This window comes from Geobacillus sp. CX412, from assembly GCF_027942335.1.
GTDB classification, from domain to species: Bacteria; Bacillota; Bacilli; order Bacillales; family Anoxybacillaceae; genus Parageobacillus_B; species Parageobacillus_B toebii.
Genome location: NZ_CP103461.1, coordinates 1,574,617 through 1,600,502, shown reverse-complemented (window position 1 = coordinate 1,600,502; position 25,886 = coordinate 1,574,617). Strand labels below are relative to the sequence as shown.

The following is a 25,886-nucleotide window of genomic DNA, read 5'->3' as shown; positions in this document are numbered from 1 at the left end:
ACTATACATAAATACTTTGGCTTCTACTGCTATTTTGAACATAATAAAACAGAAAAAAACTTGTGTACCGAAATCGATACACAAAGTTTTGACGTTACTTTTTCACGTAGAATAAGCGGGATACCAATAGTCCGATTGTACCTAAACCAATAAATAAGACTGTTCTCACAATAATCGTAACAAACTGAAGATCCACTAACACAATCTTACAAAGAGTGAGCAACAGAAGGATAATTCCGACTAAACGGATATTTTTCTTCCCTTTCACTACCCCAAAGACTACACCTGCTGCCGCGTATAAGGCCCAAGCAAAGGATAATGTCATCATCTGCATACTAATAGACCAATTTTCTGTGATGACGCTAGTAATAGAAGAAAGGAAGGCAAGGTGTATAAGCGCATTTACCCCTAACATGAGACCGCGTAAAACTTTGTCGGTTGCGTGATGAAGATTTACTAAGCGATAAAGCGCATATAAAGAACCGATTAAGGCAAGCCAACATAGCGTTTCTATACTTAGAATTTCTCTAATTTTCTGATCTGCAATAGTGATAAGCGCCCCTATCACATAGACAACACAACCGGTGCACTTTTGGAACGTAGTTTTGAAACGGTAACCTAAATAGATAGCTAAGGTTCCTTCAATCAAATAGATAATCGCTCTGAAAGCATTGTCATCTACAAGTTGATACACCAACAACGCCGCACTTAACGTACTGATCGCTAACCCTACCGCTGTTTGTTGATGCTCTTGCTTTTTCCCTTTATAAGCTAAGAAGCCATAACCACCTGCAGAAACAAGTAAAAACAGGTCCAATAAAATAGCGGTTTTTACATGCACTTGGAAAGGCGTTAATGTTTCTAACTCGTCATAAGACAAATTGAATTGAAATCCTTCAAAAGCCCATAAAGTTGTAATCACAAAACTCGTAAAGACAATAGGTAATACCTTGATCTTCTGGAACTTGCCTTTGAATCCAAAGTAACCGATTAAGATGTGCTGTATCACCGCTCCAAAAGCAGCGGACAACATGATTTTATCAGTATCTGTATTCCGTGAGAGTGTTGCTACATAGAACAGAACCACTACATGCCATAAAACACTTGCCGTATAGAAGAGTCGTTTATAACCTTGTTTCACTGCAAATAACAATAATAACGTGTAGAAGAACGTTTCATAGGCTATAAATAGCGTAGCAGCCTTTTCATGACCCTCAATTAAAAATGGAACGAGATACCCTGCAAAAGCGGTTAATATCGCAATCACTTCGGATTTATGGCGTTTCGCCAATTGCAGGCCCGCGGCAATCCACCCAACATTTAAAATAAATGCCAGCACTCCCGGCACCATATCATATAGTACATGCATCGCAAATGTGGTAAGAATCAAAAGAGAAATCGCGCCTGATAATAAAACTTTCCCTAAATTTTCTCTTTGTTTTTTGATTTGCTTTTCTCCTAACCACACAAGTAAACCAGAACCGGCAAACCCCATCAAAATTCTGACTGGTTCCGTTAATATTCCCATTGCAGCAGCAATCGTAAATCCCCATACCAATCCGAGCAAGAGAACGAAGATAAATATTCTAGGAAGCCACACTCTTCCGATGACATGCTCCCAATCTATCGGATCGGACTCTTTCTGCTGTGCTGGCGGAGAGACTACTATTTTTCCTTTCTTCACAGGATCTATGATTTCTTTTCGCTCTTGCGCTTGAGGTGCTTTTTGCGCTTCTTGTCCCCCTTGCAATATACTTTCAACTTGCCTCTTTAATACATTCATTTCTTTTTCGAGAACAACAATCCGTTGTTCTAGCTGTTCCATACGTTTTTGGTCCATTAGCTGTCTCCTTTCATTTTCAAGCATTTTCAAACGATAACGGATTCCTTGCTTCTTCAACTTTTCTGCACCCTTAGCCAACTATGAACGGGCTTCACCACAGATGATGAAAGTTAATTCGTTCTTTCATATTGGCTTAACAGGAACCTAAAAAATTCGTCTGAAGCTCTTCTTCTATCACCTTCATCGCCTTGTTATCCAAAAAAACTTTATAAGCCTTTGCCTTTGGCCTAGAACTAATTATATTGCTTATGTTTTGTCCAATATAATGAATGGCAACTGTTTTGTCCAATATAATGAATGGCAACTCCGTCATCCGCTGCAATACCAGCTTGTATGTCTCCAGAATAAATAAGTTTATGATACGAAGGTCTTCTATCTGGCTCACCATCATAATGAGGACAATGACTGCCTTTTAGAAAGCCTAAGCATTTAATTGGTTCTAACCCCTCTCCAAATGAATCTGTGACGCCTTCCTCGAATCAACATATAGAACCAGCACTAACGCCAGCTAAAACAATCCCTTGGTTCCAAGCTTTTCTCAAAATATTATCTAACCCCCACTCTTTCCATAAAACTAATAAGTTTCTTGTATTTCTCCCACCAACATATATAATATCCTTCTCCAGTATAAATTCCTCTAAATCCCTTGTTGGCGGTCTAAATAAAGATAAATGAGAAGGTTTGCAATTTTGTTTATTAAAGAAGCTATAATACCTTGATATATAATGATCTGAATCCCCGGGCAGTGGGGATAAAACAAACCTTTGGAGTAGTTTTCTTTGCTTGTTTCAATATGTAAAGATCTAATAACGGGTTATCCGGTTCCATTGAGAAACCTCCACCGCCTAGAGCGATGATTTGTCGCATCTTATCACTTCCTTATCTAAAAAGAACTATTTTCCATACCGATAATTTCTACAAATTAAAATCAAATCCTTTTTCAACTAACCTTCCCCACATTAGCCGCCTATGCCACACTTTACAGCACTACAGATTATGCAAGAATTTCCATTCTTCCATGGAAGACAACTGCCCCATAATTGCGGCACCATCAGAAAGATAAAAAATATTCATTTTCAGGTTAACCCCACATTTCGTGCTTATAGCACTAGCGAATGATGAATTATCTCAATTGTTTGTTTAAGCGGGGGGTCGCCGCTAAATGTGCTACACTTTTTATTATCATTTTTAACTCCGCAACTTTTCCCCATCTTTTTTCAAATTAAATGTTATTGTAATAGAATTAATTTTTTATTCTACTTCTACTTTTTTACAATATTCGTTAAAATAAAGTTGTCGAAATTTAGAAGAAAAAGGAGAGGCTTCTAATGAATCTTTCTTTCTGGATTAAAAAAGAAACCAAGCCACCTCATAAGGTTGCCACCGCGCTTCAAACCGAGCCCACACCTGTTCGCGTGAAAGACGCATCGATTAACAGGCAATTGGAAATGATCGAGCTCACGCATCGCGATTTAGCCATATTAGCACAGTTAAAACCATGGGTGGAAGAAAAAATCGATTGGATTGTCGGGCGCTTTTACGAGACGTTAGAAAAAGAACCATCTTTATTTGAAATTATTCATCGGCATAGTTCCATTGAACGTCTAAAAAAGACCCTTACTATTCATGTGATTGAAATGTTTGACGGACGCATTGATGAAGCGTTTATCGAAAAGCGTACGCGCATTGCGGTCACACATTTAAAGATTGAACTGTTGCCAAAATGGTATATGTGCGCGTTTCAGCAGCTTCAGTTGTCGATTTTGGAAGCAATCGCTTCACATATAGACGATCCTTTGTTATTGATTGAATCAGTAAAATCGGTCACAAAAATATTAAGCTTTGAACAACAGCTTGTTTTAGAACAATACTGGCAAGCGCATGAAGAAGTCCGAATGCAGATGTATCAAGTAAAAAATGATCTCAAATTGCAATTACAAGAGACAGCACAACAACTTTCTGACATATCCGAAGAGGTCCATGCTTCGGTTTCTGAATTGACAACGGAAGCGATGAATATTTTGCGATCTACTGAAGAAGCTGTTTCCATTTCGAAAAAAAGTGAACATCATTCTGCCGAGGGGCAGGACAAATTGCAAAAACAACTTTCTGACATTCACCATATTCAAGCAATGATGAAAAATATCCAAATAGAAATTCAAAGCTTACAACAGTCAGCCCGTGATATCGAAAGAATCAACAGCATCGTGACAAAGATCGCCGATCAAACAAACATGCTTTCGTTAAACGCTTCGATTGAAGCGGCGCGTGCGGGAGAACACGGAAAAGGGTTTGCCGTTGTTGCTAATGAAGTGCGAAAACTTGCCTTCCAAACAAAAGAATCTCTCGCTGATGTAACAAACATTTTAAATGAATTGAATAAAAAAGTAGAAGCTACTTCTGAATCGATGAATTCAGTCCATACCTTTATTGATCGTGGGACAACCGATATGGAGAGAATCTATCAGTTTTTTGAAACATTATCACAGTCGCTCCAGCAAATTCGCACCCAAAACAATCAAATTAACGAAAAGATGAAACGATACGTCGATGTTATTGCGGATATTAATGATGCCACCAACAATGTTGCTACGTCGGCTGAGAGATTAGAGCAATTAACAAACGGCTTATAATGAACAAAGCCTTTGTTGCTTGAACAAGCGGCAGAGGAATTTCTAAATTACCAGACGTACTTTCTACATATGGGTATCTTCAATTGTGGTTCATCACTAATGTACTTGTCAAACTATTGATTTGATGTCATATGGTTGCCACTTGTTATTCGTAATCCAAGGAATTAGCATATTTTGCAGAAAGCCAAGTGCATCTTTTGGCAAAGAGCCACATATAAGGTTATTTTGAGGGATAAGCACACAAAAAAGAGAAGGCTGGCGCAAGTCCTTCTCTTTTTTCAAAAAACATTTAGCCAACACTTCTGAGTTTTCCTTCAGAACACAACCATCCATCAACACGGATCAGTAGCAGCATTTTCACAGGGGTATACTAAGTGTTTTTTACGAATCTGCCTCAAGTATCATACAGAGCTTGAAAATTGTTGTGTCATATCACTTATTCAAAATCTTAAATCCGTATTTCTCAAAGATTTGGAGGAATCTTTCGTCTGTAGGTATTGATAGAAATCTTTAGCCTCTGTTTTATGCTTCGTATCCTTAATGATACCAACCGGATAAATAATAGGATCATGCATATTAGCGGCTGCTGTGTCGACCATTTTTACCTTATCAGATATTTGTGCATCGGTTTTGAATACAATTCCTGCATCCACGGTATTTGCTTCTACATACGATAATACTTGACGCACATCCTTTGTGTACACGATTTTCCCTTTTACTTTTGTCCAAAGATTTAGATTGGTCAGTGTTTGTTTCCCGTACTGACCTGCCGGAGTAGTTTCAGGATTCCCTATCGCAAATTGCTTTACGCTGTTGTCTGCCAAAGACTGAAATCCTTTTACTGTGTCTGCTTTGTCTTTTGGAACAATTAGAACGAGTTCATTTCCTAACAAGTTCTTACTCTCTTCCTTGTTAATCAATCCTTTGTCTACGAGAGGACGAAATTTATTTTCAGCAGCCGAGAAAAATAGGTCTACTGGCGCCCCTTGCTCGATTTGCTGTTGTAATGCACCAGAACTTCCAAAGTTAAATGATAGTTTTATATTTTCGTGTTCTTTTTCATACTTTTTCTGAATTTCCGTTAGGGCATCTTGTAAACTTGCGGCTGCTGAGATGGTTAATGTTACTGTCTGTTTTGCCTCTGCCTCCTTCGATTCCTGTTTTTCTTCTTGTTTCGTACAACCGAAAATAAAGAGGAGTGAAGCACACAAAAACACACTCATGATGATGCGGATAGAATGCTTCATGCTTTCTACCCCTTCCTTTCTTTTGAATTTTATAAATTATATGAATTATTACAAACTTATTATAATTATTTATAACTAGTTTGTACAGTATATAATTACTATTATTTATAATTAATTTATATAAGATATAATTTTATATAGAACTATGAAGTATCTCACAGTTATTTGGATAGATCCAACACAATGAAAAAAGCGCTCTATGTGGCGCTTTTTTCAGCTGGCGTTCTCCAGATCATACCGCCTTTTCAATAAAAGATTATTTTTTCGCTTATGCCCCACCCTGCATATCCCTTGATCAGGTTGGGTGAGCTACTAATGATCAAAAAAGCAATAGGAAAGCATAGCTACTTTTATTTCTTAGTCTTTTTACATACGAAAGAGATCTTTTGTGAAGTTGAAAAACAAAAGCCAAAGGTTTTTCTCTATTTTTAAGAAAAAACCTCTGGCTTTTTAATCAATTTCACTCTACTAGCTAGCTTTGTTTCAGTTTTCATAAACCACCTGTCCAGTTTGGGATAAATCATAACCACCTAGTGCTTTTAAATCGTTTTTAAAGTTATCAGATCTTAAAATTTGCAGGACTTGACTAATTAATTCTCTATTCTCATCGTTCTTTAAAATCACCAAATCATACCTTTCGTTAACTAGCGGAATGAAATCAACATCTTTTACTAAGTCTGCAGCTTTTTCAATTCCTACTCCGACATCGGCATCCCCTTTAGCGACAGCGCTTGCGACGCTTACATGATTGGTTACCTCATTGTCATAACCATTAATTTCAGATATAGGTATGCGATACTTTCTCAAACTTTCATCTAGTAAAACTCGTGCACCTGACCCTTTTTCCCGGTTCACGATTTTAATATCTTTTCTTCTTAAATCCTCCCAATGCTTTATATTCAATGGATTTCCTTTTTTAACATAAAAGCCTGCCTTCCTTGTTAGTAAATGAATCACGATATACTGAAAATTAACTAATATCTTGCTTATATATGGAACATTATATTCACCTGAAATTCCTTCGATTAAATGGGTGCTTACAATGTCTGAATATCCTTGATACATTGAAATTAGACTTTCTAAGCTTCCAACATAAGAACGTAATGGCCGGAACCTTTTCGAGGATTTTTCTAAGTAGTTAGCCAAAATATCTAAACTTATGTCTTGGCCGCTGATGATCAATTGCCTAACTTGCGAATACCCTTGTGCTTCACTCGTTGTTTCTTTGCTTAATAACTGTGAGGAGCTTGGCTGTAACTCTCCTTTTGACCTTTTTATATACTCTTCTAGATCGGAAGGATCAATTCTCATTTGCCGTCCGACACGATAAGCAGGTAATAAACCTTTTTTTACTAAATCATATACGGTTAGTTTTGAAACCTTTAATATGTTTGCGACTTCCTCGGTTGTATAAGAATGATTTTTTTCCATACTACTTACTCCTTCATTAGAAAATTTCGTTATAAGTAATTAAATTTAATTTTATATAATGTATTGATAGGTACCGTCAAGAATTTTGTGTAATGTAAATGGGGTAGGGTTTCTCTGAAATGGATTTGAATTGATAGGGGACTGATTTTCTCCACACAGGAGACTGAATATTCAGTCTCTTGTGTGGAAAGGGAGAATCCCCTTATCGTATTGGTTTGATATTTACATTATTTGGTTAATTGTAACGTTCTTCAAATATTCGCTCGAGGGCTTCCTGTGCTTCGGCAAATCCTCTTAACTTTCTCCCTGCCCATTTCTCATTAAAATCTTGAATGGTCAAATACACGATTTTTTCAGCGGCTTCTAAACTATTCAAACTGTTCATCGGTTTTAGGCGTTTCCGAATCTCCTTGATCGTTCGTTCGATGGCATTCGTCGTGTAAATCACACTTCGAATACTGCTTGGATAATCCATAAATGTAAGGAGGACATCCAACTCATTGGCCCAAGATTGAACTTCTCTCGGATACTTGCTGGACCATTTCGACTCAAACTGTTGAAACATTTGTAACGCCATCTCCTTATTCGGCGCGCGATAAATCAGCTTGAGATCCTCGGCCACTTCGAATTGGTCTTTTTTCCGAACACGGCTGAGGGTGTTGCGGACTTTGTGAACGACACAGCGCTGCACATCGGCTTTCGGATACACCGCCTTAAAGGCTTCCTCCAGCCCCGGTAGTCCATCGAATACGCCCAGAAGCACTTCCTTGACGCCTCTTTTGTAGAGCTGTTGGAGAATCTCCCGCCATCCATAGGCGCTTTCTTGTCCTCCCACGAAGAAATCCAGAATTTCGCGATACCCTTCTTCATTCACTCCTAACACCACATAAATGACTTCTTTCTCTACCGTATCGCGGCGAAGTTTCACGTACAAGCCGTCCAAATATAAGACAGAATAACGTTTGGATAGTGGACGATGGTGCCATTTCTCGATGTCTTCTTTCACGACATCGGTAATCCGGCTGATCGTCGCTGGAGAATAAGCATTTCCTAGAATTCGTTCAATAAACTTGCCAATTTCCCGTGTACTCATGCCACTTTGATACATCCTAATGATTGCTTCCTCCAGCCAGCCCGTGTGGCGTTGGTAAGGAGCGAACAATTGGGTTTGAAATTCTCCGTTTCGGTCTCTAGGGACCAAAAGACCTTCAATCCGGCCATATTGTGTATCTAGATTTCGTTGATAGTAGCCGTTTCTCATATTTGATGTTCCGGCCTGTTCTATTTCGAGGAAATTCTTGATTTCTTCCCGCATGATCAGTTCTAATTTTTCCTTTACAAACTGACGAATGACATTTTCCAGTTGATTTGCCCAGTCGACATTCGGTATACTTCTTTTAGACATAGGTAGGGTACTCCTTTCTCTAAGATTTTTGGTCCAATCAGAGAATACCCTACCTTTTTTCTTTTGGTCTAGCAAAATGCTTTACACAAAATTTTATACATCATCTATTGATAACCTCCATATCATGATTTATATTTAATTATAAATAAAATTAATTATATTTCTATTAAGTAAGAACTGGTTATGTATGAAATAGTTTATATTTAACCTTATTATATCATGTTTTGTTCGGCTCTTTGTTGTATATGATTCATTGTCTACACAGAAACACCTCAACGTTTGTATGTTGATTCTTATTTTATCATTGCTTCTGTTCCAAAGTTAATATAAGCAATAATTAAATATAACCATTTATAATGAAAAATAACCAATTTTACGAAAAGGTGAATGGCAAATATGAATTACTCTCCACTTATACTCTCTTTTAAAACTGCTACCATCTCAACGCTTATCGTATTTATTGCCGGGGTTGTGTTGGCACGATTGATCGGCCGTAGTTCCTTTCGAGGGAAAAGTATTATAGAAGCGATTATTTTACTGCCGCTCGTGCTCCCGCCTACAGTTGTAGGTTTTGGTTTATTGTATGTATTCGGTAAAAACGGCTTTATTGGTCGATTACTGCTCGACTGGTTTGATTTCCAGATTGTTTTCACTTGGTATGGTGTTCTGATCGCAGCAATAGTCGTATCCTTTCCTTTAATGTACCAAAGTGCAGCTGCAGCGTTCCAGCAGTATGACCCAAATATTGAAAATGCCGCTTATACGATGGGAGCATCTAAATGGAGAGTGTTTTGGACGATATCATTTCCACTTGCATGGCCAGGACTGTTATCTGGCTTAGTTTTATCCTTTGCACGGGCGTTAGGAGAATTCGGTGCCACCCTCATGATCGCCGGCTATATTCCGAATGTCACCGACACCATTCCTCTAGCCATCTATTTTGCGGTGGAGTCAGGTAATATGGAGGTGGCAAAATTTTGGGTGATCATTATCGTCGCCCTTGGCTTTAGCGCTATTTTATGGCTTAATTGGTGGAGCAAAAAGAACATGATGAAACATGTACACAAATGAAATCAATATATACAGCTTATTTGTGTGCGTAAAGGAGTTTTTCATATGCTTATTGTCGACATCCAAAAAAAGCTTTCCCATTTTGAATTAAATGTCAAATTTTCGGTAGCCAATGAGATTGTTGTTCTTTTTGGCCCTTCTGGTTCTGGAAAAACGACAATCTTAAATTGTATTGCTGGAATAAGCAAACCTACTGCTGGCATAATCCGATTAAATGACACCATTTTATTTGAAGATAAGAAGGTATTTGTTCCTATACAAAAAAGAAACATCGGCTATGTATTTCAGGATTATGCGCTTTTTCCCCATATGACCGTTTGGAAAAATATCGCTTATGGCATGAAAAACGAAAGCTTTGCAAAAGAATTAATGAAAGAGCTGCGAATTGAACACCTTAGAGACAAATATCCATCTGAAATTTCAGGTGGTGAAAAACAACGGGTAGCCATTGCACGAGCGATTGCAACCGAGCCGGATGCCTTGCTTTTAGATGAGCCATTTTCTGCTTTAGATGATCAAACACGGGCAAAAGGCCATGAGGAATTGTTACGTATCCATAAACTTTGGCGCATTCCAATTATATTAGTAACACATCATCATGAGGAAGCAAAAAAATTAGGGGACCGAATTTTATATTTACACGAAGGAAAAATTCATGACAATGAAATCCATCTGTGTAACATAAAAGAGATGTAAAATTGGTCGATGATTTCACGTTTAGTCCACCCTTCATACAAATATTTCTTCACCACGTCTAATTTATATTTACTGTAAAGTTTTTCTGATTTTTTCATAAAAAATATCCCCTTATAGTAAACAGTACATCGCTTTCTGTCTACTATGGGGATAAATATCATTACTACCCTTCCATTGTTTCAATCATCTAATAATTCCGGCAGTTTCATACAAATACCTTCCAGCTATTGTCGATTGCACGCTATCGATTAATGGGTGCTTCCCAACAGGCGTCCGACGCCGTGAATTTTCTCAAGAATCAGGATCAGCACCACCGAAATCAGAATCACAACACTTGATACAGAAGCGACGATTGGACTGTACGCATCCTGCATGTTCGAAAAAATCTCAAGCGGCAGTGTTCGCATATCGGAAGATACCATAAACAGCGAGACAGTTACGTTATCGAACGAAGTCAAAAAGGAAAACAGAGCCCCAGACAGAATTGCAGGCCGGATCAGCGGCAGCGTCACCCGCCAGAAAACGGTGACCGGACTGGCGCCGAGAATCGCTGCCGCTTTTTCGAGAGACGGATCAATGTTGTACAAACTGGTGGCAATGGACAAAATCATAAACGGCATATACGCGTTCGACAAACCGATGACAACCCCTGCTTCCGAAAACAAAAGTTTCAGCGGCGACTCGGTGATGCCAAGGCCTGTCAACAGTTGATTGACCGTGCCGTTGGGCAGCAGAAGCAAATACCAGCCAAAATTGCGAACCACGATGCTGATCAAAAGCGGCGATGCCACCAACAGGGTCAGCAATCCCCGGACGCGTGGAGAGCATTTTGCCATCGTCAGCGCCACTGGATAACCAAGCAGTAACGACACGATTACCGTGTACAGGCTCACTTTGATCGTCAGCCAGAGAGAATGCAAGTAATAGGAATCGGTGAAAAACCGGACATAGTTGTCAATGCTGTAAACCGCATTTGTCCCGCTCAGTCTTTCCGTGTCAATAAAGCTTAGATACAGGATATAAAGCATCGGAACCACAAAGAAACCGATAATAAACAGCAACAATGGCAGTAACAGCAGTACGGCGGCCAGATGTTTTTTCCAATTCCTGCGTTTTCCCAATACAGCCGGCTGCAACCGCAAGCTGGCTATTTCTTGACGATCATCATGTCTGACGGGTTCCATCCGACCATCACCTCAGTTCCTATCGTCCAGCCTGCTTCGATTGAGGGATGCAACACCTGCATCCGTTCACCTAGCAGTGACACTTCAATTTCCCAAGCAGAACCTAGATAATTCATCTGGACAATGGTGGCAGTGTGTGAATTGTAGTTGGAAGTCGGATTTTCCAACGGTTGGATCATCAACTTTTCTGGGCGGATATAGAGCTTGACCGCATCCCCCACCGTACAGGTGCGATCCGATCCCATCACATTCTCCGCTTCGACCAGTACCTGACCCCCGTCCGAGAGTTCCACACTGATCATTCGGCTGTCGAGCGATTTGACCCTGCCATTTAATTGGTTTGATTTTCCGATAAATTGAAAGACAAATTCGGTGCGCGGATGGGCATAGATTTCAGTCGGCGTTCCGACTTGTTCAATTTTCCCCTTGTTCATCACGACGATCCGATCGGACATGGAGAGCGCTTCCTCCTGGTCATGAGTGACAAAAATCGTGGTGACACCCACTTCTTTTTGCAATCGTTTGATCTCTATCCGCAATTCATGACGCAACTTCGCGTCAAGATTGCTCAATGGTTCATCGAGCAACAACAGTTTCGGTTGCACCACCAGCGCCCGGGCTATGGCAACGCGTTGCCGCTGACCGCCGGACAGTTCGCGTGGATAACGTTCTTCCAGCCCAGTCATTTTCACCAGTTCCAGCGCTTTCTGGATGCGCCGTTTTTTCTCGTTTTTCGGCACTTTGCGCAGGGACAGGCCAAAATCGAGATTTTCATACACAGTCATATGTGGGAACAATGAATACGTCTGGAACACCATTCCCAAATCGCGCTTGTAGGCGGGAACGTCATTCACCCGCCGCCCTTTGATAAATACATCTCCCTGATCGATGTCGAGAAAACCGGCAATCACGTTGAGCGTTGACGTTTTGCCGCAACCGGAAGGGCCAAGCAAGGTGAGCAATTCACCTTGCTTGACCTCTAGATCGATACCGTCTAGGATCACGTTTCGGCCGATTTGTTTGTAAACGCCGCGTATTTCCACGTCATTCGTCAACGCCTGCATCTTTTCGCCTCCTATCCCCCTATTTTTTCACTTTTTTTCCAAGTTCCGGTGTGACTTCTTTAGTCCATCTGTCCGTCCATTGCGCCCGAATCTCGGACAGTTTCTTCACATCCGGACGGAAGACAGGATCGCTGTCTTTCAAGCCGATCGATGCTTCATATTTAGGAGCCGCTTTCATTCCTTTCAGAACCGGATAGAACCCTCTTTCCGCAATCTGCTTTTGCGACTCTTCGCTAATCAGAAAATTGATAAAATCCATCGCCGCTTTTTTATGAGGGGCATTTTTCACAACCGTCGCACTGAACGCTTGCAACGGCGCCCCTTCTTTCGGGATCACCATTTTCAACGGTACACCGGAATCGATCAGTTCGGCGATCGCGTAGCTGCCCATCACCGTTACGTCGGCTGCCCCCTGTTGCATAGCCGGCATCATCTGGGTGGAGTTTTTGTAGAACGTATCCGAATACCTGGCGAGTTCTTTCGCCTTTTTCAAACCAGGTTCCAGATTGTCAAGGCTGCCGCCGTTTGCGTTCGCAAGGTTATAGAGCAGAGCGAATCCCCAGTCGTTGGCGATGTCGGCGAACGCCGTCTTTCCTTTGTAATCGGGACGAATCAGATCGTTCCAAGACGTTATCGGCGCCCAGCCGTTCTTCTCAAAGGTTTTCGTATTGTATGCAGGTGCGATTACCAATCCGAATACGGGAACTCCGATATTATCCACTACGACAAACCGCGGGTCAACCTTAGACATGTTGGGGATCGCCGCTGGATCCAATTGCTCAGTCAATCCTTTATCGGCCGCTCGCTGCACGTCAATCGGTACGTAAAACGCAACGTCATATTGAGGAGCGTTTTTCTGCAATTCGACTTTTGACAGGATTTCACCCGACAACCCTGGCACAAAGTTCACCTTGCACTAGCCAGTCCAGCAATAATGAATGATAAGATAACCGCAGGTCCCGAGTGTTCAGCTGCGGCTACACCTATTAACACAAAGATACCTACCCCAATGATGCCGCCTAAGCCAATCGCGGTAAGTTGCCATAGTCCTAATACTCTATTAAGCCCAGTGTTTTTAGCGCCATCTCGTTGCAATTGCTCAATAGATTTCTTTCTGAAAAAAGCATTCATAGATGTCTCCTCCCTACTTAATCCCCTTATAGCCTGGGGAGTTTTAAGATTTAGACTATTTTAGAATAATGGGTATTTTTGCATAATTGTATTATATGGAAGTTTATTCGCAAGCTATTGTGTTAGCCGCCTAACTAGTTATCAGATTTTCGTTGTCGATTCCAGAAAATTAGAATTAAAAAATATGTCGAAAAAAGTAGAAATATGATATAATAGCAAATTGCTTGGCGTTTTAAACTAATTGCATAAGAGAAGAGAGAGGAGACGTCATGAATTTACTTCAAAAAAAGTCAATTACTCACTTGTTAAGTCAAAAGAAAACATTGCAGAAGACATTAGGTGCCTATGATTTAATATTGCTTGGTATCGGGGCGATTGTTGGGATCGGCATTCTTGTGTTGACAGGTGTCGCAGCAGCAAATGATGCAGGTCCTTCGATTATCTTTTCGTTTATGCTGGCGGCATTAGTGTGTGGATTTGTAGCGTTTTGTTATGCGGAAATAGCATCTGCTCTTCCCGTTTCCGGAGGCGTCTATACATACGCGTATGTAACAGTCGGGGAAGTAGTTGCGTATTTAATAGGATGGACACAACTTTTAATTTATGTTTTGTCCGTTGCAGCGGTGGCAAATGGATGGTCTGCATATTTTCGCTCATTGTTGGAAGGATTTCATTTGCATATCCCGAAAATGCTAAGTGCAGTACCCCAGCAAGGCGGAATGATAAACTTGCCGGCTGTCTGCATTATTTTACTTATGACATGGGTGCTGTCAAAAGGTGTGCAAGAAAGTAAGAAAGTGAATAATACGATGGTTGCCATCAAATTATCTATCATTTTATTATTTATTATTGTCGGAATATTCTATGTTAGACCGGAAAATTGGGATCCATTCATGCCGTTTGGATGGAAAGGGGTTCTCGCGGGAACTGCTACGGTGTTCTTTGCGTTTTTAGGGTTTGATGCAGTTGCAACTGCGGCAGAAGAAGTGAAAAAACCGCAGCGTGATTTGCCAATCGGCATTGTTGTTTCTTTAGTTGTGTGCACTCTTTTATACGTTATTGTTTGCTTAGTCTTAACAGGAATGGTTCCATATCATTTATTAAATGTTTCGGACGCAATGGCATTTGCGCTTCATGCAGTCGGACAAGATTTTGCTGCAGGGGTTATATCAGTTGGAGCAATTGTCGGCATCACAACAGTTATATTTGTTTATCTTTACGCAACAGTGCGCGTTCTGTTCTCTATGAGTCGCGATCGTTTACTGCCAAAACCGTTTTCAGTAGTTCATCCACACTCTCAAGCACCTGTTTTTTCGACACGGATTGCAGGATTTACTGGAGCGGCAATTGCTGGATTTATTGATTTGAGAGCATTGTCCAACTTAATCAATATTGGTGCTTTGTTAACCTTTGTGATGGTGGCCTTATCCGTTATGGTACTGCGCAAAACACATCCAAATCTGCAAAGAGGGTTTAAGGCGCCGCTTGTTCCGTATCTTCCAATATTGACGATCGCGTGTTGTATCTTCTTAATGACTCGCCTTGCTCTTGAAACGTGGTTGTATTTCTGCATTTGGATGATTATAGGCTTGAGTATTTATTTTATCTATAGAACGAAGCGCCAAAAAGATTCTCACCAAGAGCAAGCGTATATGGTGAAAAAAGCAAACTAGAAAACAGAATAATCATAAGGTTATAAATAGGATGCTGATACAAAAATTTTGATGCCATTTATCAATCATAAGAATAAACAAACAGCCGAGCGCTTTTTCAAGAAAGCCTTGGCTGTTCTCATATTTCATATTTGTAAATCTAGTGTCGTCACAGTAGATAAGAATCTGGCTTGCCCTGACTAGACGAATACAAAAAATGTTTGTACAATTCCAAAAAAGTCGTTTAATTTTATTACTTTTAGCAGGCATGTCAACGTTAGATTTAACAAAAAAAGTTATTATTTTAAAAGGTCTTGCGCCATTCTTTATCATCTAATAGTACACCTTTTTTAACATAATTCATGGAAACCGTTCCGTGTTTTAATCCAGCATCCTTTTGAATAAATGATATGATCTCGTTAAAAATTTCTTCGTCCTTTTTATCCAGCTTTCTAGGTATAGATATCTGAATAAAAGGTGCCGCATCGTACTCTTTATAGCTACTTGGCTTATTAGGATTAACGTTATATGTTATTCCGGTTCTTTTATCGTATTCTACCCAAAATTCATCCAACGCTCCAAGCTTTTGCTCAATATAAGGACGTATATGGTTTTCTAATTCCTTTTCCCACTTCTCCGCAATATAGGTGTCTTCCATCTGTTTTGTTTCTTCATTGTAGTAGACTAAAAACTGTGTATGATCTTTTTTGTTCTCTGCTTTAGCAGCGTAATCAAATGTTGAGTAGTCACCCATATTATCAAATAGTGTATCATAAATGACAGTTTCATCTTCAAATGTATTTTTTATATATTCTTGTGCTTGTATTTTTACCTTTTTCACTTCATCCTCATCTGCTCTCATGCTTTGTAAAAATGCGAAAGCAAGAAATCCTATGCCTAATGCTATTATGACGAATACACCAATACCAATTTTTATTTTCATGATAATCTTCCTTTATCTTTTGTTCATTTTTACGTGATGAATCCGGTCTTCAACAAAATTTGTAATTTTCAACTGCAGTGCAAGCTCCTATTCGATTTAATTGGTACTCTTCAAAACCAATATTACGACTGTTGTGATGTTAAGAAGTGTATAAAAAAGAAACGTTTGTTTTATGAGTCATTTGAATTACTTTTTATCGAGCTGTTCTAAAATCTTATCAACTTTTTCCTCAACTCTTTTTAGCTGGTCATTCTTCATCTTTGAGTTACGGAACGTGATTACGATAAGTCCAATGATAAGTCCAATAATCACTAACCAAAATAGAATTGGGAATAATAAAAAAAGTTGAGAAATGTCCACTAATCTATCACCTCACTCCATAATTATAATAACTAATAATAGAAATATATGAAATATAATCCAATAACTTTTTTGATATCAACAATCTTTTTAAAGGCAGCGACGCCTTCCTTGTGATCCTCCGTCTGAACCATTAATGTTTGTATAAGCCGTTCTTCCTCCAGTATCTCTTCTAGTGTGGACGTAAAGGAATGTTCAATTAATTTCTTCTGTTTTCCAAATGCTTTGCTTGGGCCATGCGCTAATTTTAATGCTAGTTTGATGGTTTCTTCCTGAAGTTTTTCTAATGGAAAAAGATAATTAATGACGCCTAATTGATAGAGTCTTTCAGCTGGAATCGGTTCTGCGGTAAATAAGAATTGTTTAGCCAAATGCGGGCCAATTAATTTCGGCAGAAAATAAGAACCTCCGCCATCATGATACGAGGCCAACTTGAGAGAAGCTTAAAGCAAACTTGCTATCCTCCGCTGCGACAATTAGATCGCAAGCCAGCGCTAGATTGACCCCTGCACCAGCCGCGAAGCCGTGAACAGCAGCAATATCGTTTGTTATTTGATCAGCCAGCCGCCATCAACAAGTAAATCAGACCCAGTCATATAGGATGCTTCACTCGAGGCGACAAAAGCGATGACATTGGCAATTTCCTCTGGTGTACCGACTCTTTGCAGAGCTGTATTTCTCTGAATGGCCTTAACAAAACGATCATTTTGCAGCGCATCTTCTGTTAGCGGCGTTTCTATAAAGCCAGGAGATACGGAGTTGACGCGAATTCCGTATGGTGATAACTCAAGGGCAAGCGATCTGGTAAAATTAATGACACCTGCCTTGGCAGCGCTATAATGGGGAATTTCTGCGCCAGCTTGATGTCCGGAAAGAGAAGCAACATTTACAATCGCTCGGTCGCGTTTTTCCCTCTTTGCTCCTTCTGCCATCACTTTCCCAAGTGCTTTGGAAACAAGAAAGACACTTTTTAAATTGACATTTTGGACATAATCCCATTCTTGTTCAGACATTTGTAAAATCTTCGTGTGAGTAGAACCACCAGCGTTGTTCACTAAAACATGCAAATCCCCATATTGCTGCTCTACATACTCCGCTAATTTCCGGACATCTTCTCCATCGGTTACGTCCGCAGAGAAAATGTCAGCTATTGGAATTCCGCTGTTGCGGTTAATCTCCTGTGCGGTCTCTTCCAGCTTCGCTTTTGTCCTGCCAACTAAAATAACTTTCGCACCTTCCTTCGCCAAACGAAGGGCTGTTGCCTTGCCAATGCCACTTCCGGCTCCTGTTACTAAGGCGATGGTTTGTGAAAATCTCATCTTACTGCCTCCTTTGTTTTACCATAATTTAAAAAGTACTTTGCGGTCCTGTCCCCTTTTTGAACTTGAGTTTGTTGCCATGTGAAAGTCGTTAATTTTCATTATAATTTACATAATACATTTATGATAAACTATTCCTTGTGTTAAACTTCCATGAAGTTATCTTTTCCCGCTATTCTTTCATAAACGATGAGGAAAAGAAGTCCTCGCCTTTAGGAGTGGGAGAATTGCCCTCTCCCAAAATACTAACCAGTTGGTATGTTATAACACTATTATACACCTAAATATAAAATATTCAAAATCTTTTCTAAATATTCTAAAAAGAATTCCGCTGCTTCCGCTTTTCAAATTTTTTTATAGCCATTCTTCTAAAGAGAAGACAGTATTTTTCTCAAAATCACTAATTATTTCTGGAGTCAATAGCAATCTCAATTGCTCTTTAGTCAACCAGCGGTAATCAATGTGTTCCTTTGAGAGAACGACATCTCTATTATTGCTCCTACATAAGTAGGTAAGAATCACTACCTGTCTTGTTGGGTCAGTTTTGAATGTGGTTGCATATAAAATCTTTTCAACTGTAACATCTAACCCAACTTCTTCCTTGATTTCTCGTACAAGTGCAGTTTCCAAATCTTCTCCAAATTCTACTTTACCCCCAACTAATTCCCACGTTCCTCCGCCGATTTCATCATCTTTTGCACGTTGTACAATTAATACCTTACCTTCATATAAAATAAGACCTTTTACAGCTACAACCATTTTATTTGCATTTGTCATTTGAAGCACCTTTCCCTATTTATATAAATATTAACCCTACTTTCACAATAAGTTATAACCCTATCAATTCAATGATCACCAATTATGATTGCATTACCTTGTATTGTATTGCTTAAATTTATTTTAAATTCATAAAACAGCATCTTACAAATAAATTCTATTTCTATATCTATACAATAAATAGCTCCCACGTCGTTCTTAAAGCAGGGAGTTGTAGCAAACAACTCCCTTATTTCACTTTTGCGCCTGTTAAAATGAACGACTAATTACGGTTTCGGTTTAATCTTTAAAACTTTGACTTTGGCCGGATACGATTCTAAAATCTCTGAATACCACACTGTTACCTTTTGTCCATTTTCTATTCCCCTTAGAGTACCAAATCCTTTAATCCATAACTTACTCATAGTATATTTGTCTCTTAATTCTTGTATTGTTAACTTATCTGCGTCTTCCTGAACAAAATCTGGGTCTTCAACTAAATATACTTCGCCTTCTTTCATAATTATAAAACCTTCCAAAGTAGCTTCTTGATTAAGGGATTGGTTAGTTCTATATTCGTTAAAGAAAAATAATAATACTATAATACCTAAAATAATACCCGCTGAAATATATCTTTTCATACGCTTATCTCCTAGCTCTTACAGGTGACAGACACCTGTCGGTTATTTCTCCCTGTTTAACGTGTCCGTTTTCTTGACATAACACCATAATTAACTATCCCTATTACACACAACGAAAGAATCACAGTAAAAAAATATTACAAACAAAGCTAAGTCATTGAGTTCAAGTATTAATGTATAAAATTCCTTTGTGTCAACTTAAAATTTTGTGTCAAAAAGCTCTCGGAATCGGAATTTTGATTAATTTGTCATCATGTTGGGTTGGCGTCCCTCTTCCATCCGTGTTGTTTGTGACAAAAAACAAATGATCTTCCAAGATGAATACATCCCGCACGCGGCCTACGTTGGAAACGATTTGTTTATATGTTTTATTTTTTAAATCGAACGCTAAAACACCTTCCCCCCGCAGCTGTGCAACATATAAAATCCCGTTATGATAGGCAATTCCAGATGGCGCCCAAGTATGATCACCCGAATGGAACAATGGTGCGATCATTCCGTCTTTCGTTTCATCTCCTTGAATAAACGGCCAGCCATAGTTTCCTTTCGGTTTAATCAGATTGATTTCATCATGTGCACTGGAGCCATGTTCAGAGCTATAAAGCTGGCCCGTTTCATCCCATGCCAAGCCTTGTGGGTTGCGGTGCCCATAGCTATAAACAAGGGAGTTGGAGTAAGGATTATCGTCCGGTATGGTGCCGTCGAGATTCATTCGTAAAATTTTTCCGCCAAGAGATGTCTTGTCTTGGGCAATCATCGAATCTGTAGCATCCCCAGTTGTGATGTACAGTTTTTTATCCGGTCCGATTTTGATTCTTCCGCCATGATGAAAGTTTCCACTTGGAATTCGATCAAGCAAAACTTTTTGCTCAAACCATTCATTATTTTCTTCCCGTATTTCTACAACACGATTGAATTGCCCGTTTTCATCCTCATATGTATAGTAAAGAAAGGCGTAATCCTTTTTCTCGGGATGAAGCACAAAACCTAATACACCAGCTTCAGATGCCTTTGAAAGCTTCTTTTCTAAATGTAGATTCTGCCTAATTTTTCTGTCGCCTGTAATTTTTACAATGGAGCCAGTCCGCTCCGAAATATAAAAAGATGTCCCGTTCCAGTCGATCGCCCATGGCACACTTAAATCTTGGGCAATGATTTCCATATTGCCATTGTTACTTGTTTGTTCCACGTTTTGTGGGCTGTTTTCTTCTTGTTTTAAACAGCCGGTTAGAAGAAAAATGATGCTGATCATGATGAGAGGATATTTTTTCATAACATTTTCCCTCCCGATAAAAATGAATCTACAGCTTTTGTCATTCCGCTAAAGGTGAAGCGCCACCCCATCATCTACACCGAACTTGACCGCTACGATAAAAATGAATTTCTACTTCAATAATCTTATTCCCTTCCATTTAACTTAACTATGGATAACATATTTTTTTAAAAATATTTCATCGCATTAATTATTGGTCAATTAAGAGGCGGAAATTGAACTTTAGACGAATTTTATCAGGGAAGTCCCCCACAAAAACGGCTTAATATACTTGATGAAGTAAACCAAGGAATGAAGAGATAACGACCTTTTATTTTGAGTGTAAAAGAAGAAAGCGTCAGCATATGCCTAACGCTTTTTAATTCGTAGTAGTCTGTAAATATAAGCGGACGCTATATACACGCTTTTGATTTGTTATGATCCGTTTTTACCGTCTGATTTATCGTTGTTTTTTGTCTCCCAATAGCTTCCTTCTCCAAAAAACTCGGTACACACTCCATTTAGAGACTGTAGAATTTCAATAAATCCTTTTAAATCACAAGTGTGAAACATATCATGCAATTCGCGTTTTTCTTCAGTAACAGAATAAACGTGAACTTCCATACAACCGTCCCATCTTACATTCACATCGAATTGACCGTCTTCACTTTCCAGCTCAAGCGCAACGGTTACTCCATCCTCGTTCTTATGCTGGGTCTTAATAATCCACATAAAAACACTTCCTTCTTGTCGATGATACTCATTAGACCTTTTCACTTAACTTCTAGAGAAAGACAGTAAGAAAATGTGAGGGAGGCACTTTGCTCCCTAGTATTTAGTCTGTAATAGGATTTGATGCGGAGATAGGTGAACCGGTAGAAGTATGTTTATTTACCCATTCACGAGCTTTATCCAAAACTGCCGATTGGTTTGGAATTTGATCACTATGCTGTATAATCCAATTCATGCAGTACTGCGGGTCAATATTGTGCTCTAAGCACTTGGATAAGAAAGGCTAACGTTCGATTCATTACAGTTTTCCCATGTCCCGCACGTTTTGCGCCAAATGTTTTCCATTGTTTCCTGTACGGAAAGAGCATCCACGGAGTTTATCATTTCGTTTTCCTTTGTCATATCACTTCCACCTTTCATCCGTTAGCATCGTCATTTACAGTATGTGCAAAATTGGAGTTTATAGTAAAAATTAAACAGAGAGAAACGAAATTATCGGAAGCCTGGACAGAAAAGAGCATCCGCTAACCTTTCTTGATAGAAACACATAAATCCAATAGCATCGCGGGTTATTGTTTTTTTTTCAGTATCACGGAAGAAATTTGATGTAACTCTAAAAAAGACGATATCTACATAAAAATCATCCAAACCAACTTTCCCTCTTTTTATACCATATATTTTAAGTAATTGGTTATATTGGTAGGAGGTGTACTGAGATTCTTGGCCGATATTGTTTTCTTGGTTACTTACATATTTTTTACTTTAGTTACATTGATTATTTAGCACATAGTTCTATTTTTTTTATAATTTCTAAAATAAATAAACGGTGATTGCTTGACCTTGATTTAACATAATCAATAAATTTTTTGATGGCTGGAGAGATGTTTTTCAGAGATATTGCTGCTATCCCTACGGCACGATAAATGATCTCTTTCTAAACGAATAATACAAAACCTTCGAATCTTTTAGCTTTTTGTTCTCTTATCACTTTTTTACTATAAAGCAATAAAAGAAACTTGGCCTCCCCAAGTTTCCTTTATTTATTTTGATTCTACTTTCGCAAATTTTGTCCAGCTAATATTTTTATGTATGGAAGCCCATGGTCGATTATTTTCCCAATGAACTTTCATTGCCAATTGAAACGTCTCTGATAAACATTCATCGGTTAATACTTTCTCTTTTCGTCCCGCGGCTACCATTTGTCCCTCTTTTAACAATAATACATGTGTCATCTCTTCTATAATTTCTTCAATATAATGAGTGACATATAGTACGTGGCATTGTTGATGTGCAATAATTTCTTTCGTTAATGATAAAATATCTTCCCTTGCTAAAATGTCTAATCCTATAGACGGTTCATCTAATATAAGCAATTTTGGTTTTGCCATTAACGCTCTTGCAATAAGTACTTTTCTTTTTTCTCCTTCTGATAACGTGTCATACGTTTTCCCTTTTAAATGATCGATTCGCAAAAATGCCATTAGCTGTTTGGCCTGCTCTCGATCGTCATTGGTCACATTTTCATATAATCCTATTGAAGCAAATTTACCGCTTATCACAATATCCTCTACTGTTTCCGATCTTAACGTTTGATTGAAACGGTCAAGAGAACTGCTGACAAATCCAATTTGCTTTCGAAGCTCAGGCAAGTTCGTTTTCCCGAATTGATGTCCTAAAACAGAAACTTCCCCTTTTGTTGGATATTGATAGCCTGTTACGACATTTAATATGGACGTTTTGCCTGAACCGTTTAAACCTAGTATGACCCATTGTTCCTTTTCTTTTACTTCCCAATTTATATCCTTTAAAATAACCCGGTCTCCTCTGATCAAGGATACATTTTTCATGCTTATGATATTTTCCATTTCACACTGCCCCTCTATTTTTGAGAATATTATAACAAATCATTAGCAAAAATATAAGAATCCGTCTACATTTTTACAGGCTAGTAAGCAGTTCTAAATATGTGAATATTTCTCTTCTGTTTAACAAGATAAAATTGTAACAGTTGACAATTTGTGTCCGATTACAGATAATGTAATAGGAACATATATTCGCTCGATTCCCGGATTTTAAAGCAAGAATTCACTCATCTTGCTCATTAGCCTAGTCTATGGACACGTTCCTTCTTTGTCAGCACCGAAGGAAACGTATCAAGTGAAACCATCCAACGATATGTGGAAGAACAAAAAACAAGGGGGGGTGAAACGGTGCAAGCATTGACAATTAAAATTCGATTCTTTCCAGATAACCCTGAGCTGCTTCGTCAGTTGAGCAGAGAATATATCCATACCGTAAATGCTTTAACCGAACAAGCCGAGAAAGAAGGTTCTTTCCCGAAAGTAACAACAAAAGATGTGGACGCCCATCTTCCTTCGGCTGTTCTGAATCAAGCGATTCGTGATGCGAAAAGTGTATCAAAGAAAATGAAAAAAGAAGGGAAGCGCCCCATCCTCAAAAAACCGGTATATTTCGTCAATAATCAAAACTATACCATTGGCGAGCAAATGATCGCATTTCCGATTATGTTGGATGGAAAAACGAGAAAAACAAGATTTCGAGCGATGGTGACAGAGCGTGATAAAAACCTGATCCAACATGCCAAACTTGGACTGATGCGCATTGTGGAAAAGAGAGGAAAGTGGTATGCACAAGTTTCATTAGGCATCCCTGTGACTGAAAAGAAAAAGGAAAAGGTCATGGGTGTGGATCTCGGACTAAAAGTTCCTGCAGTAGCGGTGACTTCTAATGGAAAAACTCGTTTCTTCGGAAATGGGAGGCAAAACAAATATATTCGCCGTAATATTAATGGCGCTCCTGTTTGGCACATGGAAGGTAGTTTTCCTCGCAACATTTGTTTCCGCGATCCTATCGCAGTTCTCTCAGCCTTCAGGGATGAAGCTATTCAAAATACATGTTCCGGGAGAACAGATGCAGGCGGGTATGTCATTATTCCAGACAATGATGGCTATTTTTATGATCATCGGTCCGATATTAGGCACCTTCGTCTTTCAACAATTCGGTATATACATCTCTATGGCGGTAGTAGGTATAGCTTTTCTATTATCTGCTCTCGTACTGACCTTATTGCCTCCCGACCGGATGGAGGAAAAGGATGAAAGAGAAACATCGCTCTGGCATGAAATGAAGCTCGGCTTTCAATATGTGTGGTCGCGCAAGATTCTTGTGACTTTGGGAGGCGTCTTCATGGTTGCCGGATTAGGGCTTGGATTAATCCACCCGTTGGCCATTTTTCTGGTAACAGAGCGCCTTGGTCTGGAAGAGGGTTACTTGCAATGGCTGTTCGCAGCCCATGGAGCAGCGATGATCATCGGCGGTGCTGTGGCGATGGTATTCTCCAACCGGATTGCGCCGCACATCCTGCTGATGTTGGGAATGGGAAGCATGGCTGCAGGAATTTTTGTGATGGGTTGGTCCACTATGTTCTGGCTTACCTTAATGGCTGAGTTTGTCATCGGTCTATTCATGCCCGCTCTCCATATCGGCATTAATACAATTATACTGAACAATACCGACGAAACGTTCGTAGGACGTGTCAACGGAATATTGACTCCTTTGTTCATGGGTTCAATGGTGATCACGATGAGCTTGGCTGGTCTGTTGAAAGAACAATTCTCCCTATTCACGATCTATCTGGCCTCTGCCGCTCTCTTTGTCATTGGCATACTGGTCATGCTCCCGATGTTCCGAATGCTTAAAACGGCTGAAACTGAATAAATAACCACTAACAAAGCCCATTAGCCAGCCATGCTGCGGTACAGCATCACAAAGATGAAAATGTTGTTTTTGTGTCTAAAATAAGCTGTTTGACATAAATGTTCAAACAGCTTATTTTTATTGACAAATAATCCTCAATCGCCATAGATTGATTCCCGATATTCACTACTAACGTATGAATTTATGAACAGGCTCGAGACGGACATGCACCTACTTGAAAACAGAAAACCGACGATGATTACTAACGATTGAACTCCGTTAGCCCTTGACCTTCACCAGCGGAATATGGTTGTTTCGTATTGGAACTTTCAATCCATACAATTAGTGGCACTATATAAATCCAGTTTGAAATTCCGACATGTTTAATCAACCTGCATCCTTGTCTATACTGCTCCTAAATGAGTAAATCAAAGGAGCGGAAGAAGAATGAGGAAAAAAGGATTACAAATTACAAACGATCATGGTTGGACGATCGAACGCCTTCAAGAACAGGAACGCAAAATGAAAAAGGCGAACATGGCAAAACGAATTGCAGTCATTCGTCTGATTATGCAAGGCTTCGGAAAATTAATCTGAATCTATATAGTACCGCTCTAGCTTGCCAATCTAGAAAAGCCGCACTGTCTAATTTAGATCGTGAACACCTAAATTAAATCAAATGTACCATTATTCCTATCATATTGGGCAAATTGTCTACATCGCAAAACAAATAAAATCAAAAGATTGGAAGACATTAACGATACCAAGAAAAAAGCCATGAATTTTGACTTCCACGATCCGAGTGATGA

21 protein-coding genes and 8 pseudogenes are annotated in these 25,886 nt (G+C 39.3%); 10 read left to right on the top strand and 19 right to left on the bottom strand.

Annotation, left to right across the window (positions count from 1 at the left end):
• Positions 1–94: 94 nt before the first annotated feature.
• Positions 95–1,900, bottom strand: coding sequence for a DUF2339 domain-containing protein (locus tag NXM86_RS08545; protein ID WP_498958913.1), 1,806 nt, complete (start codon positions 1,898–1,900; stop codon positions 95–97).
• Between the two features lie 76 nt (positions 1,901–1,976).
• Positions 1,977–2,710, bottom strand: a pseudogene (locus NXM86_RS08540) (Type 1 glutamine amidotransferase-like domain-containing protein).
• Positions 2,711–3,171: 461 nt separating this feature from the next.
• Here NXM86_RS08540 and NXM86_RS08535 point away from each other — a divergent pair.
• Together NXM86_RS08535 and NXM86_RS08530 are read left to right on the top strand one after the other, a co-directional pair.
• Positions 3,172–3,672 (top strand): annotated as a pseudogene (locus tag NXM86_RS08535) (protoglobin domain-containing protein); the annotation flags it as partial.
• A gap of 66 nt (positions 3,673–3,738) precedes the next feature.
• Positions 3,739–4,476 carry a methyl-accepting chemotaxis protein gene (locus tag NXM86_RS08530; protein WP_420830753.1) on the top strand — a complete coding sequence of 246 codons (738 nt, stop codon included), beginning with the start codon at positions 3,739–3,741 and terminating at the stop codon, positions 4,474–4,476.
• Between the two features lie 432 nt (positions 4,477–4,908).
• Here the strand turns inward: NXM86_RS08530 and modA are convergent.
• The 3 genes and pseudogenes from modA to NXM86_RS08515 all read right to left on the bottom strand — a co-directional run bounded on the left by modA (position 4,909) and on the right by NXM86_RS08515 (position 8,559).
• Positions 4,909–5,723: pseudogene (modA, locus tag NXM86_RS08525) on the bottom strand (molybdate ABC transporter substrate-binding protein).
• A gap of 483 nt (positions 5,724–6,206) precedes the next feature.
• On the bottom strand, positions 6,207–7,154 hold the full coding sequence (locus tag NXM86_RS08520) for a substrate-binding domain-containing protein (protein ID WP_309218138.1): 948 nt from the start codon (positions 7,152–7,154) through the stop codon (positions 6,207–6,209).
• Positions 7,155–7,389: 235 nt separating this feature from the next.
• Positions 7,390–8,559, bottom strand: a complete 1,170-nt coding sequence (locus NXM86_RS08515; protein ID WP_190305451.1) for an IS256 family transposase — start codon at positions 8,557–8,559, stop codon at positions 7,390–7,392.
• Positions 8,560–8,955: 396 nt separating this feature from the next.
• On the opposite strand from NXM86_RS08515, the gene modB reads away from it, so the two are divergent.
• Both modB and NXM86_RS08505 read left to right on the top strand, forming a co-directional pair.
• A complete protein-coding gene (modB, locus tag NXM86_RS08510; RefSeq protein WP_498958911.1) occupies positions 8,956–9,630 on the top strand; it encodes a molybdate ABC transporter permease subunit in 675 nt (224 codons plus the stop codon).
• Between the two features lie 45 nt (positions 9,631–9,675).
• Entirely contained in the window at positions 9,676–10,326 is a 651-nt protein-coding gene (locus NXM86_RS08505) for an ATP-binding cassette domain-containing protein (RefSeq protein ID WP_498958909.1), read from the top strand.
• Between the two features lie 248 nt (positions 10,327–10,574).
• Here NXM86_RS08505 and NXM86_RS08500 read toward each other — a convergent pair whose 3' ends face one another.
• From NXM86_RS08500 to NXM86_RS08485, 4 genes are read right to left on the bottom strand one after another with little or no spacing between them, the layout of a single operon-like run.
• Positions 10,575–11,510: an ABC transporter permease gene (locus NXM86_RS08500; RefSeq protein ID WP_498958908.1), complete on the bottom strand. Its 936-nt coding sequence runs from the start codon at positions 11,508–11,510 to the stop codon at positions 10,575–10,577.
• On the bottom strand, positions 11,474–12,574 hold the full coding sequence (locus tag NXM86_RS08495) for an ABC transporter ATP-binding protein (RefSeq protein ID WP_328268209.1): 1,101 nt from the start codon (positions 12,572–12,574) through the stop codon (positions 11,474–11,476). The genes NXM86_RS08500 and NXM86_RS08495 overlap by 37 nt, the downstream gene beginning before the upstream one ends.
• A 19-nt stretch (positions 12,575–12,593) precedes the next feature.
• Positions 12,594–13,475 (bottom strand): extracellular solute-binding protein, encoded by an 882-nt coding sequence (locus tag NXM86_RS08490; RefSeq protein WP_498958906.1) that lies wholly within the window; start codon positions 13,473–13,475, stop codon positions 12,594–12,596.
• Between the two features lie 5 nt (positions 13,476–13,480).
• Positions 13,481–13,705, bottom strand: coding sequence for a hypothetical protein (locus NXM86_RS08485; protein ID WP_498958904.1), 225 nt, complete (start codon positions 13,703–13,705; stop codon positions 13,481–13,483).
• 269 nt (positions 13,706–13,974) lie between these two features.
• Here NXM86_RS08485 and NXM86_RS08480 point away from each other — a divergent pair, with 269 nt between their 5' ends.
• Positions 13,975–15,378 carry an amino acid permease gene (locus tag NXM86_RS08480; protein WP_375217329.1) on the top strand — a complete coding sequence of 468 codons (1,404 nt, stop codon included), beginning with the start codon at positions 13,975–13,977 and terminating at the stop codon, positions 15,376–15,378.
• A gap of 69 nt (positions 15,379–15,447) precedes the next feature.
• Positions 15,448–15,555: pseudogene (locus NXM86_RS08475) on the top strand (IS6 family transposase); the annotation flags it as partial.
• Positions 15,556–15,661: 106 nt separating this feature from the next.
• Here the strand turns inward: NXM86_RS08475 and NXM86_RS08470 are convergent.
• The 10 genes and pseudogenes from NXM86_RS08470 to NXM86_RS08425 all read right to left on the bottom strand — a co-directional run bounded on the left by NXM86_RS08470 (position 15,662) and on the right by NXM86_RS08425 (position 23,225).
• Positions 15,662–16,300 carry a hypothetical protein gene (locus NXM86_RS08470; protein ID WP_498958903.1) on the bottom strand — a complete coding sequence of 213 codons (639 nt, stop codon included), beginning with the start codon at positions 16,298–16,300 and terminating at the stop codon, positions 15,662–15,664.
• Between the two features lie 186 nt (positions 16,301–16,486).
• A complete protein-coding gene (locus tag NXM86_RS08465) occupies positions 16,487–16,660 on the bottom strand; it encodes a hypothetical protein (protein ID WP_498958902.1) in 174 nt (57 codons plus the stop codon).
• Positions 16,661–16,692: 32 nt separating this feature from the next.
• Positions 16,693–17,200, bottom strand: a pseudogene (locus NXM86_RS08460) (enoyl-CoA hydratase/isomerase family protein); the annotation flags it as partial.
• Between the two features lie 8 nt (positions 17,201–17,208).
• Entirely contained in the window at positions 17,209–17,979 is a 771-nt protein-coding gene (locus NXM86_RS08455) for an SDR family NAD(P)-dependent oxidoreductase (RefSeq protein WP_498958901.1), read from the bottom strand.
• Positions 17,980–18,333: 354 nt separating this feature from the next.
• Entirely contained in the window at positions 18,334–18,756 is a 423-nt protein-coding gene (locus tag NXM86_RS08450) for an NUDIX hydrolase (RefSeq protein ID WP_498958900.1), read from the bottom strand.
• Between the two features lie 266 nt (positions 18,757–19,022).
• The gene (locus NXM86_RS08445) at positions 19,023–19,376 is read right to left on the bottom strand and encodes a DUF3221 domain-containing protein (RefSeq protein WP_171699434.1); all 354 of its coding nucleotides are present in this window, start codon (positions 19,374–19,376) and stop codon (positions 19,023–19,025) included.
• Between the two features lie 211 nt (positions 19,377–19,587).
• Positions 19,588–20,649 carry a PQQ-dependent sugar dehydrogenase gene (locus tag NXM86_RS08440; protein ID WP_498958899.1) on the bottom strand — a complete coding sequence of 354 codons (1,062 nt, stop codon included), beginning with the start codon at positions 20,647–20,649 and terminating at the stop codon, positions 19,588–19,590.
• 414 nt (positions 20,650–21,063) lie between these two features.
• Positions 21,064–21,360, bottom strand: a complete 297-nt coding sequence (locus tag NXM86_RS08435; protein WP_171699436.1) for a hypothetical protein — start codon at positions 21,358–21,360, stop codon at positions 21,064–21,066.
• Positions 21,361–21,621: 261 nt separating this feature from the next.
• Positions 21,622–21,762 (bottom strand): hypothetical protein, encoded by a 141-nt coding sequence (locus NXM86_RS08430; protein ID WP_498958898.1) that lies wholly within the window; start codon positions 21,760–21,762, stop codon positions 21,622–21,624.
• Positions 21,763–22,400: 638 nt separating this feature from the next.
• Positions 22,401–23,225, bottom strand: coding sequence for an ABC transporter ATP-binding protein (locus NXM86_RS08425; RefSeq protein ID WP_498958897.1), 825 nt, complete (start codon positions 23,223–23,225; stop codon positions 22,401–22,403).
• Between the two features lie 216 nt (positions 23,226–23,441).
• Between NXM86_RS08425 and NXM86_RS08420 the strand changes: the two are divergent.
• From NXM86_RS08420 to NXM86_RS08405, 4 genes and pseudogenes are all read left to right on the top strand, one after another.
• A pseudogene (locus NXM86_RS08420) lies at positions 23,442–23,561 on the top strand (transposase); the annotation flags it as partial.
• 598 nt (positions 23,562–24,159) lie between these two features.
• A pseudogene (locus NXM86_RS08415) lies at positions 24,160–25,098 on the top strand (MFS transporter); the annotation flags it as partial.
• A gap of 426 nt (positions 25,099–25,524) precedes the next feature.
• Positions 25,525–25,674 carry a hypothetical protein gene (locus NXM86_RS08410; RefSeq protein WP_198008004.1) on the top strand — a complete coding sequence of 50 codons (150 nt, stop codon included), beginning with the start codon at positions 25,525–25,527 and terminating at the stop codon, positions 25,672–25,674.
• Between the two features lie 79 nt (positions 25,675–25,753).
• Positions 25,754–25,858: pseudogene (locus tag NXM86_RS08405) on the top strand (DUF1572 family protein); the annotation flags it as partial.
• Between the last annotated feature and the right edge of the window lie 28 nt (positions 25,859–25,886).